This window comes from Methylobacterium sp. E-066, assembly GCF_022829635.1.
In the GTDB taxonomy this organism is placed as follows: domain Bacteria; phylum Pseudomonadota; class Alphaproteobacteria; order Rhizobiales; family Beijerinckiaceae; genus Methylobacterium.
The window spans coordinates 1-13,487 of record NZ_JAKSYO010000044.1; the positions used below are offsets into that span (position 1 = coordinate 1).

The 13,487-nt window shown below is 64.5% G+C and carries 7 protein-coding genes and 2 pseudogenes; 3 read left to right on the forward strand and 6 right to left on the reverse strand.

The genetic code is table 11. The features are described 5' to 3' along the window. Positions 1-58: 58 nt before the first annotated feature. A protein-coding gene (locus MKL20_RS05065) for an IS3 family transposase (protein ID WP_244035770.1) occupies positions 59-1,272 on the forward strand; the annotation gives its coding sequence in 2 pieces (ribosomal slippage) (positions 59-338 and positions 338-1,272; 1,215 coding nt in all). A 57-nt stretch (positions 1,273-1,329) separates the two neighbouring features. Here MKL20_RS05065 and MKL20_RS33225 read toward each other — a convergent pair. Continuing rightward, positions 1,330-2,301, reverse strand: a pseudogene (locus tag MKL20_RS33225) (MFS transporter); the annotation flags it as partial. A gap of 754 nt (positions 2,302-3,055) precedes the next feature. On the opposite strand from MKL20_RS33225, the gene MKL20_RS05070 reads away from it, so the two are divergent. Continuing rightward, entirely contained in the window at positions 3,056-4,573 is a 1,518-nt protein-coding gene (locus tag MKL20_RS05070) for an FAD-dependent monooxygenase (RefSeq protein ID WP_244035771.1), read from the forward strand. A 285-nt stretch (positions 4,574-4,858) separates the two neighbouring features. Here the strand turns inward: MKL20_RS05070 and MKL20_RS05075 are convergent, their stop codons facing one another. The 5 genes and pseudogenes from MKL20_RS05075 to MKL20_RS05095 form a co-directional block, all read right to left on the reverse strand. Continuing rightward, entirely contained in the window at positions 4,859-5,218 is a 360-nt protein-coding gene (locus MKL20_RS05075; protein ID WP_244035772.1) for a hypothetical protein, read from the reverse strand. 173 nt (positions 5,219-5,391) lie between these two features. Beyond that, the gene (locus MKL20_RS05080) at positions 5,392-8,496 is read right to left on the reverse strand and encodes an EAL domain-containing protein (RefSeq protein ID WP_244035773.1); all 3,105 of its coding nucleotides are present in this window, start codon (positions 8,494-8,496) and stop codon (positions 5,392-5,394) included. A 522-nt stretch (positions 8,497-9,018) separates the two neighbouring features. Beyond that, positions 9,019-9,478, reverse strand: a pseudogene (locus tag MKL20_RS05085) (integrase core domain-containing protein); the annotation flags it as partial. Between the two features lie 201 nt (positions 9,479-9,679). After that, positions 9,680-10,147 (reverse strand): BLUF domain-containing protein, encoded by a 468-nt coding sequence (locus tag MKL20_RS05090; protein ID WP_244035774.1) that lies wholly within the window; start codon positions 10,145-10,147, stop codon positions 9,680-9,682. After that, positions 10,144-12,501, reverse strand: a complete 2,358-nt coding sequence (locus MKL20_RS05095; RefSeq protein ID WP_244035775.1) for an EAL domain-containing protein — start codon at positions 12,499-12,501, stop codon at positions 10,144-10,146. Before MKL20_RS05095 ends, MKL20_RS05090 begins: the two co-directional genes overlap by 4 nt. 288 nt (positions 12,502-12,789) lie before the next feature. On the opposite strand from MKL20_RS05095, the gene MKL20_RS05100 reads away from it, so the two are divergent. Continuing rightward, positions 12,790-13,269 carry a PAS domain-containing protein gene (locus tag MKL20_RS05100; RefSeq protein ID WP_244035776.1) on the forward strand — a complete coding sequence of 160 codons (480 nt, stop codon included), beginning with the start codon at positions 12,790-12,792 and terminating at the stop codon, positions 13,267-13,269. Positions 13,270-13,487 lie beyond the last annotated feature (218 nt).

The following is a 13,487-nucleotide window of genomic DNA, read 5'->3' on the forward strand; positions in this document are numbered from 1 at the left end:
CTGGGATTGCCCCTGTTTGGTGGACACCGAGAACGCTTTCGCGTGAGGTGTTTGTCAAATGCCGAAGAGTCGTCCCCCTTACCCCACCGAGTTCCGCCGACAGATGGTCGAGTTGGCCCGCGCCGGGCGTGATCCAAACGATCTGGCTCGCGAGTTCGAGCCCTCCGCGCAGGCCATCCGCAACTGGGTTGCCGAGGCCGATCGCAGCGAAGGCCGACGTGAGGCGAAGCCGCCGCCTGCCGATCCGGGCCTGACGGCCGCCGAGCGCGACGAACTCGTCCGGCTTCGGCGCGAGAACCGGCAGCTGAAGCTGGAGCGCGATATCCTCTCTCGCGCGACGGCCTGGTTCGCTCGGGAGACCGGGGTTCTCCCCTCGGGGTCTTCCGGTTCATGAGCGCCAACCAGGCCGATTTCCCCATCGCCGCCATGGCGCGCACGCTCGGCGTATCGAAGGCCGGGTACTATGCCTGGGTCGACCGGCAGCCATCGGCGCGACGGTTGGCAGACACGGCCTTGCTGAAGCGGATCCGCACCGTCCATCTCGGCTCGCATGAGACCTATGGTGCACCGCGCGTCCACGCCGATCTACGCGACCAGGGTGAACGGCATTCTCGCAAACGCATCGCCCGGCTGATGCGCGAAGCCGGTCTCGTCGGAACCAGCCATCGGCGCGGCGGGCCTGTCACGACGCGGCGAGATCGAGAGGCGCGACCGGCCCCCGACCTCGTCGACCGCAACTTCGCGGCCACCGCCCCGAACCGGCTCTGGGTAGCCGACATCACCTACGTGCCCACGGCCGCCGGCTTCCTCTATCTCGCGGTGGTGCTCGACGCCTTCAGCCGCCGGATCGTCGGGTGGGCCATGGCGACTCACCTACGCTCGGAACTTGTCATGGACGCTCTGGAGATGGCCGTCACCCAGCGCAGGCCCCGCGATGTCATCCACCACTCCGATCAGGGCTCGCAATACACGTCGCTGGCCTTCGGCAATCGATGCCGAGAGGCTGGCGTACGCCCCTCGATGGGCTCGGTCGGCGATGCCTACGACAACGCCATGGCCGAAAGCTTCTTCTCGACCCTCGAATGTGAGTTGCTCGGCCGCCGCTGCTTCCGCTCGCAGGCCGAGGCTCGGATGGCTTGCTTCAGCTATATCGAGGGCTTCTACAATCCGCTGCGCCGGCACTCGGCGCTCGGCTACCGCTCGCCCGTCGTCTACGAGAATGAAACCCGCTCCGACCCGTTGCCCGAGACCCTGCTCAGCCAAGCCCCCTGAACCGTCCACAAAAACGGGGTAATCCCAGTCATGGGTCCGCAGGGCAAACAGGGACAAGCTCGTCACCATGGCCACGCCCGCGCCGAGGCCAGCGCATCCGAGCCAAAACAGCGACAAGCCCGGCGATAGCAGCATGCCAATGGATCCTATCAGCAGCAGCAGGCCGCAGCCGAAGCCGAGTAGTGACTGATCCTTGAACCGATGGATAAGCGACGCAGTGCCGAGATTAGTGCTGATCGCGATGACTTGGTAGACGAGCAGGTAGAACCCAGCCGTTGCCAGAGTCAGACCGGAGCTGACGGCATAAGACGCAAACCAGTCCACAAGCGCGTAAAAGACGAAGGAATGGAACGCGAAGAACAGCGACACCTGCCAGCCGATGGGATGCCGCCAAGTCGAGACGCTTGGCTTGGCCTGGGCACCGGGTCCGGCGAGATGATGCTGGGGGCCGCGCCACTGGGGCACCCACAGAATGAGTGTCGCCAGCGAGAGCAGAGCCCAGGCGCCGAGCGACCAGCGCCAGTCAGACCCCGGCAGTCGAGAGATCGGAACCGCAAGACCGGCCGATAAGCCCGCGGTGCCCGCCATGGCCGCCGCGTAGAGGCCGATCAGCCCGGACGCGCGAGTGGGAAAGTCGCGCTTTACAAGGCCGGGCAGGAGCACGTTGCCGAACGCAATGCCGGCGCTCAGCAGAGTCGTGCCGATCCAGATTGCACCGGGCAGAGGGGACGAACGAAGAAGCATCCCAACCAGGATGGCAAGTATGGCCGAGCCTAAGATGCGCTCCAGGCCGTAGCGCCGTCCGATGGCGGGCGCCACGAGCGAGAGTACTGCAAAGATTAGGAGCGGCAACGCGTTGAGAAGGCCAGCGCCCGTGTCGCTCAGACCGAGACCGCTCTGAATGTCAGGGAGCACCGGCCCCAGGCTGGTGATCGGCGCGCGGAGATTGGCCCCGATGAGAATGATCCCGAGGACGAGACCAGAGGTCGAGCGCGTTGTCGCTATGGCGACATGAGAAGAGGAGGACAACGTACAACCTAACGCTGCACGACAACCAGATTTTCTGGCGATCGAGGGTGTGCGTTGGTTGACGTTAACGCTTACGCGAGCGGCTCCAGCGGCTCGTCTACGGCCCGCCTAAGCTCGGCAGAGGCTCATGTCAACGCCATGACTGCATGGTGCACAGCAGCCCTGTTTGCAGCCGCATGGCCCGCGCAAAACCGTTCTATTTCGCGCGGTCTAGATGTTGTGTCGATCGCCTCCAAAGGCTTCTTTCGACCGATTTCGTTGAAAAACTCGAATGCGGTGCTTCGAGCATCGCCAAGGGCGGTGCGTCGGAGAACGTTGATCTCCCGCTGAGGATGCGATCTCACGACCAAAGGTATTTATTGCCAATCCACTGGTAGAAATTTCTCGCGCCTGCGCGGTTCGCGGTGCTGCTTCGGCATGACCCCGAGTTTTTCAACAAAATCGACCCAAGCCGGACGGTGAGTGAGAACATCGTGCTGTACCCGCAAGCGGACCTTGTTGAGAATGCCATTCTCCAACCTGCGTAGCGTGACCATTGCAGCCTGTTCGCCGCCGCGCTATCCTGACGATGTCGGAAAAGGCAGACTTGGTTTGGTAAGCCCAAGTCCTTTCGGTGACGAAAGCTCTGGTCTTTGGCTCCGTGCCTCAGATCCCCACGACGAACGAAGGACGCCCTGGCGCGTCCGGCTGTTCGTCCGTGCGGGTCTCAGGTTCGGGAAACGCTCCGGTCGAACATCGACATCGGAGCCCAACCATGCCCGCATCAACGACGCTTTACGATACGATCATCGCTGGCGCAGGTCCCGTCGGCCTGTTCCTCGCCTGCGAGTTGTCGCTAGCCGGCTGCTCTGTCCTGGTCCTCGAACAGGCGCCCGATCCGTCCTCACCCTTGAAGCGTGTTCCGTTCGGGCTGCGTGGCCTGTCGGTCCCGACTATCGAGAGCCTCGACCGACGCGGTCTGTTGGGCGAGATCGAGGCCTGCGCGGCCAGCCGCGCCACGCCGGGGACAGCGCATTGGATGAAGCAGACGCGCCGTCCGGGCGGCCATTTTGCCGGCATCCAGTTTTTCCACGACCGGATCGACACCGCGCGCTGGCCACATCGCCTTCCCGGCCCGGTCAGCAACCTGGCTGCGGATATGGCGAGCATCGAAGGCGTGCTGGCCGCGCGCGTGGAGGCGTCGGGCGTAGAGATCCTACGAGGCAGGGGTGTCGAGGGCTTCGCTCAGACGGATGAAGGTGTTGTCATCCAGGCAGATGGTCAGGCGTTCCGAGGCCGCTGGCTCATTGGCTGCGACGGCTCCCGCAGCGTGGTGCGCAAGGTGGCAGGCATCGGCTTTGAGGGCACCGAGCCTGAATTTACAGGGTACTCCATCCAAGCCGCTTTAGCCGGCGCGGACGCGCTCCCGCCCGGCCGCCACTACACCGCGGAGGGCATGTACCTGTTCACGCCGCCCGGCACGATCGCGATGGCAGACTTCGACGGGGGTGCTTTCCATCGCTCCGCGCCGATCACGCGCGAACACGTTGAGGCGGTCCTACGCAGGATCTCGGGCGTCGATGTCACCGTGACCAAGCTTGAACTCGCCACCACCTGGACCGACCGCGCCTTTCAGGCGAGCGCGTATCGCACCGGCCACGTGCTGCTAGCCGGCGACGCCGCGCACATCCATTCGCCGCTGGGTGGGCAGGGCCTCAACCTCGGGCTCGGCGATGCGATGAACCTGGGATGGAAACTGGCGGCCACGATCCGCGGTGATGCGCCGGCGGGCCTCCTCGACAGCTATGAGCGCGAACGGCATCCGGTCGGTGCACGCGTCCTCGACTGGTCGCGAGCGCAGGTCGCGCTGATGCGGCCGAGCCGAAGCTCGCGCGCGCTCGAAGCCATCATCCGCGACCTGATCGAGACGCCAGACGGCGCAACCTACTTCGCCGAGCGCGTGTGGGGCGTCTCGCTCCGCTACGATCTCGGCGGCAGCCATCCGCTGGCGGGGTGTAGCGTTCCCGATTTCGTGCTGAGCGACGGGCGGAGAGCCGGCAGCCTCTTGCGCGAAGGCAGGGGATTGCTCTTGGACTTCGTTTCCGGTTCGCCGCTTCGAGCGCTAGCGGGCCGACGAGCCGGAAGGATCGAATATGTCGCGGGGGACGTGCAGGACCGGCTGGGCTTGCAAGCCGTGCTGGTGCGGCCCGACGGGATCGTCGCCTGGGCAGGTGACACCGCGCCCGACGCGGCGGCCGTCGGCCAAGCTATGACGCGATGGTTCGGCGCATGATTGAGGCTGTGAACCTGCTTGAGCAATGTCGGCCTTGAGGCCGTCTCCGCTCCGAAGCCAGCGGACCGCAAACCACCAATAGCGGCCTCCGGCCTGACCGGGCAAAAGGGTTTCTTTTTGCGCAGTATACCCGATGTTCTGGTGAAATTTCGATTTTGCTAAATACTATTATTTATCAAACAACAAAGGAGATAATCGATGGATTACCAAAAAATAGACAGTTTCATATCGACGGAAACATGGCACAGCAGGCACCCGACAGATATTGCTCGGTTCTTCAAGATATTACATGGCATGGTCAAGGAACCCAACTTCAACGCCGACCAGATGCGGGAACACATGGCGCAGCAGGTATGCTTCTAAGATCTCGCTCTTCTCAGCCGCGGCCCGCACGAAGGCGAGGCAAGCCCGTCGCTTCCCTGGATCGGTGATGGCCGCAAATAGTCCGAATAGTTCGAGCGCCTCGCGTGGATCTGTCGGAGCTTGTTTGCCGGACGAAGCGGATGAAAGGGGCTCGTTGCGGAACGCCTCAGCGGACAAGTTCAGCGTAGCGGCGATCCGAGCAAGCTGCTCGCGTGAGCGGTCACGTCGCTGAGGCTCCGCGGCGGTGTCGAGGATCGGTTCTGATCGGGCAAGCGAGTACATGCGAGGGCAATCCTACAGCCCGGATCGGGACGCCAGATGATGGCGAAGCGGTGAGCACACCTACAGGATGCATCTTACAGATCGCGTATGGAAGACCTGTCGCGCCACAGTCGCCTGCAAGTTGCGCCGTGCTACCGCCTCGCTGAACCGCCGAGAGGCACGCTGGTCCTCCATCAGGCCGCCGCCTGCTCGCGGTGAGCTTTGGCGAATGCGCGCGCCTCGGCGGCCGGCAGCGGCTTGCTAAACAGGTAGCCCTGCACCTGCGTGCAGCCCTCCCGGCGTACAAGTTCAAGCTGCTCGACTGTCTCGACCCCCTCGGCCACGATACCCATGCCCAGCCGCTCGCCGATGCCCACCACCGCCCGCACGATCGCCGCCGCATCCGGATCGGCAATGTCGCGGATGAACGCCCGGTCGATCTTCAGCTTGTCGAAGGGGAAGCGGCGCAGATAGCTCAACGACGAATACCCGGTCCCGAAGTCGTCGAGCGCGATCCGCACGCCGAGTGCGCGCAGCCGGTGCAGCACCGCCACGGCCTGCTCCCAGTTCTGCACCAGCAGACTCTCCGTCACCTCAAGTTTGAGGCGTTCCGCAGGCAACCCGCTGCTGGCTAACGCGGCGATAACCGCCTCTTCCAGGCCGCCGCGGAACTGCACCGCCGAGACGTTGACGCCGATGCGCAGGGGCTCGGGCCAGTTCAGCGCCTCGCGGCACGCCTCCTTCAGCGCCCAGGTGCCGAGCGGCACGATCAGGCCGGTCTCCTCGGCCACCGGGATGAACTCGCCCGGCGAGATGAACCCGCGCTCGGGATGCCGCCAGCGCATCAACGCCTCGAAGCTGACGACGGAGCCGTTCGTCACATCGATGATCGGCTGGTAAACGAGGAAGAAGTCACCGCGCCGGATCGCCTCCTTCATGTCCAGCGCGAGTAGGCTGCGCGTAGCGGTGCGGGCATGGGCCTCGGCCTCGAACATCCGGTAGGTGTTCCGGCCCGCCGCCTTGGCTTCGTATAGCGCCGCGTCGGCGCGCTGGAAGATCTCCTCGGCGGTCGCGCCGTCGTCGGGCATGAGCGCGACGCCGACGCTCACGCCGATGTCGATCGCCACGTCGTCGAGCAGGATCGGCTCGTCCACCGCGGCGATGATGCGCTCGCAGATCCGGCAGGTCTCCTCCGCGCCATCGATGTCGCCCAGGATCACTGCGAACTCGTCGCCGCCGAGCCGTGCGACGGTGTCCTGTTCGCGCACGGCCGCACGAATGCGCTCGGCCACGAGGCACAGCATTCGGTCGCCCTTGGGATGACCATAGGTGTCGTTGACGGCCTTGAAGCGGTCGAGATCGAGCGCGAGCAAGGCGTGGCGATGCGGGGCGAAGACAGCCCGGCGTACGGCGCGGTCGAGATGCTGGCGGAAGAGGGTGCGGTTGGGCAGGCCGGTCAGTGCGTCGTGCAGCGCCATGTGCTCGATGCTTAGCTCGGCCGTCTTGCGCTGCGAGATGTCGATCATCGTGCCGACCAGCCGCAGCCCCCACCCATCCGTCGCCCGAGCGGTCACACGGGCTCGGTTCAGGACCCAGATGTAGCTTCCGTCCGTGCGCCTCTGCCGGTACTCGCACTCGAACGCGGGGGTCAGGCCCTTCAGGTGCGCGCGCATGCGCGCGCGGACGTGCTCGCGGTCCTCGGGATGGACCGTGTCCATCCAGTAATCGTCGGCGTGCAGCCTCGCGTCGCCGTTGTAGCCCAAACCGTCGAGCCAGCGCTGCGAGAACCACGTCTCCTTTCCCGCGATGTCCCAGTCGAACAGGCCGCCTTGGCCGCTGTCGAGGGCCAGCGCCAGCCGCTCCTCGCTGGCGCTCAGCCGGGCCGCGCTCGCGCGCAGGGTCTCCTCGACCTCGCGCCGCGCGGTCACGTCGAGGTGCAGGCCGACGAAGCGGACGGCCTCGCCGCTGTGCTCGTCACGCACGACGCTGCCGAGGGTTTGCACCCAGCGATAGCCTTTCGTCGCTTCGGGATCGTGCGTGCGGAACTCCGCGCTAAAGGTCCCCCCCGCGGTCCTGGCGCGCTCGATGCCCTCCCAGACTGCGGGGAGGTCCTGCGGGAACACCCGCGCTTCCCAGGCGGCGACCGAGATGACGAGCCGCATGTCGGGGGCGTCGTCCGGCACTGGCAGCCCATGCATGCGGGCGTTGAGGGGCGACAAGCGAACGCGGTCGCCGCGCACATCCCAATCCCACACACCCGCGCCCGCCGCCGCCTGGGCGAGACGCAGCAGTTCCGAAGTCTCGTTCAGCTTCCGGCGCGCGGCGTGCATGCGCCGTATAACCGGGACGGTGAGGACGGCAGCGCCCAGGATCAGGGCGAGTGTCAGGGTGCCGAGCCCCCAGAGCGAGCGCTCCAGCGGCGCGCGGAAGGCCGCCTCCGTCATGGCGATGCTGACCATCCAGCCAGTGTCATGAAGGCGCCGGTAGGCCACGCGGAGCGGCAGCCCTCTGGGGTTTGTACCGAGCCAGAAGCCCTGATTGCCCCTGAGCTGCTCGAAGCCGGTCACGACTTGGCCAACCTGCAGATCGCTGGTGGCGGAATGGCCGATCACCCGGCCCTGCCGGTCCACCACCGCGCCCATCAGGCCCCCCCCGACCCCGCCGCGCCGCAGCAGATCATCGAATGCGACGGGATGCAGGACGGCGCTGAGGGTGAAGCGGCGCGCACCGTCGCGCACCACGGGCATATCGAGGGTGACGATCAGGCTCTTGCCCGCTCCGCGCTCGACAAGATCCGACACGTGCGAGGCGTGCGCCACCTCCGCAGGCAGGCCCGCCACGTCCGCGTGTCCTGCGGACGAGACCCCCGACGTGTCGAGGAGGATCTGCCCGGAGGGGCCGCGCAGCGTGACGCCGATACCCTCGTCCTCCAGAAGTTCGCGAGCCTGCTGCGCGAGGCGGTCGAAGTCGTTGTGGTCGAGGGCGGGCGAGGTCGCGAGCGCGCGCAGGATCGTGACGTGGCCGTCGAGGAAGCGCGCGACATCGTCGGCCGTGGCGTCGGCCAAGGTGGCCATTTGCGCCGTCGATCGCGCCTGCTCGGCGGCGGTCCATTTGTGCCCGACGATCGCGCACAGGATGATGAAGGGCACGATCAGGCAGGCAGCGAACACGGTGAGGGCCGGGATTGTCGCCCGCACCATCGCGAGACGGGCGCGCCAGCCATCCCACCGAGCGATGCTCCGTTTCAGGGGGCCTGAGCGGCGGCGCAAGCGCAGCTCCATAGGGCGGTTCAAGCTCATGGCCGCACATGCTCTCCGAAGGTGTCAGCTGTGAACGGCTCGGCGCACTGAACGACGATGGTGTCTTAGGGGCCTCACGACGGCAGCATAGGGGGCCAATCCGCACGCGCACCCTGACGAACGGGATCGCGGCTGGGTCCAGAGCGACGACTGTCCCGTAAAGGGAGATATTAAGGCTTCGTCATGAGCAGGCGAACTCCCATACATTTACGGCCACCGCCCGTCCCGCGATGACAAGTTCGGAATTCATACTTCGCCTGCGGAGGCGGTAATCCTCATCTATACTCTCTGTTTCCATAATAATCCATCGAAATTCCAAAGATTCCAATTTATACCTGGCAATCTATCCCAGACGCAGATGTATAAAATCGATCCCATGCTTCCTGTTCCATGACACGCGTCATTGCGTCACGTTATGTGAAATCTAAATTCATTCTCCCATAATATTTCGTAAAGGGATGATGTAAACGAATGAAAATTCGCAAGATTGATAGCTAAGATAGATGCATACAACATTCACAATTATGGCGGCCTCGCGCGCTTCTCCGACTTCCGGATTATCGACCTATTCGGTGCCTTGTTGCATGGTCCCCGGATGAGGTGGCGCGGGTCGATCCTGAACCGATCTGGATGTTTGATCCAGGCTTGACAGAGGGTCTGGAACGGGGTCTTCCAACGGAGCGCCTTGAGGCGCTTGGCGAAGTTGTAGGCCGTGACGAAGGTCAGGACGTGCGCCTTCAGGCTCTCCAGATTTTCGTATTGGAAGACCTTGACGGTCGCATCCCCGCCTTCGTGAGGGCAGGCACTTGATCGTCCGGTTCATGGGCTCGGCTTGGCCATTGGTCCAGGGATGGTATGGCTTGGTCAGACGATGCTCGATGCCGTGCTCGATGCAGACGCGATCGAAGATATGCGGTCCGAGGAACTGGCGGCTTGGCCCGGTCCTATTCGTGGGGAGATCGGCGAATGCCATTCCGTTGTCCACGCGGCGTCGTTCGGGCGCTGCCGTGAAGAACTCCTGCCACAGTGCATCCTCCGCCTGACGCGTCAGGATCGATGATGCACCATCACACACCGGGACTACACAGTTAGGGTCTGCGAGCGGGCGGAATGACGAACGCAGATCCGATAGGTCCAGACGTCTTGCCGCCGCGCTCGCATACGACCGGGGGTCTTGTTGAGTTCAGGCCGCAGACTGCTGCGCTGGAGCATTGATGCGTTGCTCAGGCCGGATCAGGGCAGCCATCAGTTTCATCGCAGCTGCAGCGGCATCGGCGAGTTCGGTCTCGTGCTCGACCCGGTCAAGCAGCGCTCCGGCGTCTGCGTCTGGGACTAGGTGGCTCATTGGCCACTCGCCAAATGCCGGTTCCAGAACGGGTCCGCACTCGACGACCTCGACGCTGGTGTGGCGCAGATCACAGCAGATCCGATCGAAGATCGCCTCTATGGCAGCCGTTGGGCCCTCCAGGGCTTGCACGAAGAAGAGCCGCGTGAACATCAGCGCGCCCGTGACCCCGGCTTCGGCGTTCCTACGCCGCGACACGGCCAAGATGGCGTCGATCGCCTGCCGCACGTCCTCACGGGTGCCCTTGATCGCGCTGCGGCTGCGATAAACCAACCGAAACAGGTCGGCATTGCCCGGCGGGTTCATGCGGCCTCGCGCGCGTCAACGAACGACAGGAATTCGGCCAGCGGCAGGGGCCGGCTGACGTGGTACCCTTGAACCTGATCGCAGCCTTCCGCGGCGCTGAACGCGAACTGCTCGGCCGTTTCCACCCCTTCAACCGTGATCGCCATGCCGAGACAGGTCCCCATGGTGATGATGGCCCGAACGATCGCGGCGCTTTCCAGATCGCCCGGTAGCTGGCGAATGAACGACTGGTCGACCTTGATCTTGTCGAACGGGAAGCGCCGAAGGTAGCTGAGTGAGGAGTAGCCCGTGCCGAAGTCATCCATCGAGATGCTCACGCCCGCCGCCCGCAATCGGGTCAGCGTAGCGAGTGTGCGCTCCTCGTCTGCCAGGAGGACGCCCTCGGTGATCTCCAGCTCCAGCCGGCTGGCAGGGAGATCGGATGCGGCGAGCGCAGCCTTGACCGTGTCGGCGAGCCGCACGTCCCGGAACTGAGCGGGCGAAAGGTTGACGGCGACCCGGATGTGCGCCGGCCAACGCGCTGCCTGAGCGCACGCCGTGCGCAGCACCCACTGTCCCAGGGGGCCGATGAGACCCGTCTCCTCGGCCAATGGGATGAAGTCGGCGGGGGAGACGAGGCCGCGCTCGGGATGACGCCAACGCACCAGCGCCTCTGCTGCGGTGATACGTCCGGAGCGGGCATCGACGAGCGGTTGGTAGTATAGCTCGAACTCCTGAACGGTGATGGCGCGCCGCAGATCGGCCTCCAACCCGCGCCGGGCCTGCATGCGCGCATCGAGCGCAGGCTCGAACCTGCGGAACGTGCCCTTGCCATCCGCCTTGGCCTTGTACAGCGCGAGGTCTGCGTTGCGCAGTAGTTGGTCAGGTTCAACGCCGTCGATCGGTGCGAGCGCTGCGCCGACAGAGGCGCCGACATTGACGAGCTGGCCATCGATCAGAAATGGACGGCCGATGAGTTCGACGATGTTCGACGCCAGCGCGTGTGTCGCTTCCGGACCGGCGACATCGATCTGCAGGACGGCGAACTCGTCGCCGCCGAGACGTGCGACGAGGTCGTGCTCGCCCAGCGCTGCCTTGAGACGCTCGGCTGCTTTTCGAAGCAGCATGTCGCCGAGGCCGTGTCCGAGGGTATCGTTCACCAGCTTGAACCGGTCGAGGTCGAGCATTAGGACCGCGAAGGCGCGGCCGTGCTCTCGATACGACGCGGCGTGAAGCGCGACCAAATCGTGGAAATGGGCACGGTTTGGCAGACCGGTCAGCGCGTCGGAGAAGGCGAGCGTGCGTATCCTGGACTCGGTCTGCAGACGCTCCCGTTGATCGCGGATGGCCAGCACGGTCTGGCGCTTGCCGCCGAGCGGGACTTCGCTGCGCAGAACGCGCACGGGCACGCGTTGACCGTCGGCGCCGACCAACTCCGCTTCCCGCTCCTCGCGCTCCGGGAGCGTCGAGATGGTAAGGCCAGGAAGCAGGGCAGATAGGCTGCGGCCGACCAGTTCGGCCGTGTCGAGGCCCGACAACAGCTCCAGGCTTCGGTTGGCCGTCGTGATCACCTCCCCTTCGCAGACAGCCAAACCTTCGACGGCGAGGTTCGCCAACTCGCGCAGGCGTTCCTGATCTCGCCGCGCCTGAGCCCTGGCGTTCAGGGTCAAACGTAGCCCAACCACGGCCAGGGCCAGTAGGCCGAGCGAAACACTTGCCACGACGGGCGCGATCACCTCGGGCGGAACCGCCTGGGGCGGGAGCGGATGTTCGGGATCGAAGGTCAGCGTCATGGCCGCCATCCCGCAGAAATGCAGGACGCCGATCGCGACGACCAAGAGGGGCGCTGCAGCCCGGCGCAGGTCGCGGCGACGCTCCCCAGCGACGACTATGGCCGCACCGAACATGAGGATGCTCGCCGGTACAGACACAGCCACCAGAGGCATGTCCCAGGTGACAGTGCCCGCGACGAGGTAGGCGCTCTCTCCGAGGTAATGCAGCGTGGTGATGCTGACGCCGAGAACGAGGCCGGCGAGGAGGCGCCGGATCCGATTGCGTTGACCGATCGCGAGGGCGACGCTGACCCCGATCCCCGCGACAGCCATCAGGAGCGAGAATGCAGTCAGAGTCGGCTCGAACCCGGAAGGCATGCCAGGCTGGTAGGCCAGCAACGCGATCATGTGGGTAGCCCAGGCAGTGCAGCCCGAAGCAATTACGCTGGCGCCGCCCCAGAGACGAGCCGCACGCCCTTCCGAGCGCGCCGCATGGGTCGCGACGGTGAACGAGCCGTAGACGCCGACGACACAGACCCCTGCGGCGAGCAGGATTAGCTGGTGATCGTGCGCCTGAGTGAGGCACGTGTAGACGGACTGCATGGCAAGCTCCGAGGCATCCAACCTAGGCTCAACCGGTTAATTAATGGCGGCGCATCGAACCAAGCTTCCTATATGCGCAGGTCATAAGACTATTTATGCACGTCCGAGATTGCCAACATACGTTATATTTATAGATGATTACTTCTCAGTCTGAGGCGGCCCGCATGCGCGTTTGTGCCTCGCTTTTGGATCTCATTTGCAGGCATGTGGCCGCTGAGGACGCTACTGGACGGTCATGCGTCTGATGGCGTTACCACACGCTCAGGATGCAGATAGCCTTGCTATGAAATGACGGCCTTCGAACTCATCCGCGCCCTGGCTCACGATGCCAACGTCGGCATCATCATCACCGACGTGATGATCGACCCACCCGGCCCGACGATCCTCTACGCCAACCCCGCTTTCGGGCGCCTCGTCAAACGCGACCTGAGTGACATCATCGGACAAAGCCCGCGCTTCATGCAGGGCAAGGAGACGCGACGGGAGACGCTCGACACCTTCCATCGTGCCCTAGCGACCGGTGAACGCTTCCACGGCTACCTGACCAACTACCGTGCCGACGGCACCAAGTACCGGGCCGAGATCGACTGCCGGCCGCTGTGCGCCGCCGATGGTCGGATTGAGAACTTCGTCTCGTTCGAACGCGAGGTCCTCCGCCGAATTGGGCGCCCCGCCATTAGCGCGGCCGGGCGCTACGAACTCACTGCCTCAAGCAACGATGCGTTAACCGGCACGCTGCGCAACCTCGCGATCTTCGAGCACGCGTAAGTTGTATTATTTTTGATAACGGAAGCGTAATTACTCAAATCGAGATCTGAAATCAGTCTCTCTGAGGCGACTACATACCGGTCTATTATGGTGTTAAGCGATAAATAACGCTTGTCGCGCAGTGTTGCCGCAAGCGGTGATACACCTGGATAGCGCATCAGCGGGCCGCATTCCCCTAACCGCCGACCTCCCGATCCGCTGTCGAGCTGCCTCAACGA

Excerpts from the sequence above, each read along its gene's own strand:
- MKL20_RS05070 (WP_244035771.1), top strand. The coding sequence starts at position 3,056 with ATGCCCGCATCAACGACGCTTTACGATACGATCATCGCTGGCGCAGGT.
- MKL20_RS05075 (WP_244035772.1), bottom strand. The coding sequence starts at position 5,218 with ATGTACTCGCTTGCCCGATCAGAACCGATCCTCGACACCGCCGCGGAG.
- MKL20_RS05080 (WP_244035773.1), bottom strand. The coding sequence starts at position 8,496 with ATGAGCTTGAACCGCCCTATGGAGCTGCGCTTGCGCCGCCGCTCAGGC.
- MKL20_RS05090 (WP_244035774.1), bottom strand. The coding sequence starts at position 10,147 with ATGAACCCGCCGGGCAATGCCGACCTGTTTCGGTTGGTTTATCGCAGC.
- MKL20_RS05095 (WP_244035775.1), bottom strand. The coding sequence starts at position 12,501 with ATGCAGTCCGTCTACACGTGCCTCACTCAGGCGCACGATCACCAGCTA.
- MKL20_RS05100 (WP_244035776.1), top strand. The coding sequence starts at position 12,790 with ATGACGGCCTTCGAACTCATCCGCGCCCTGGCTCACGATGCCAACGTC.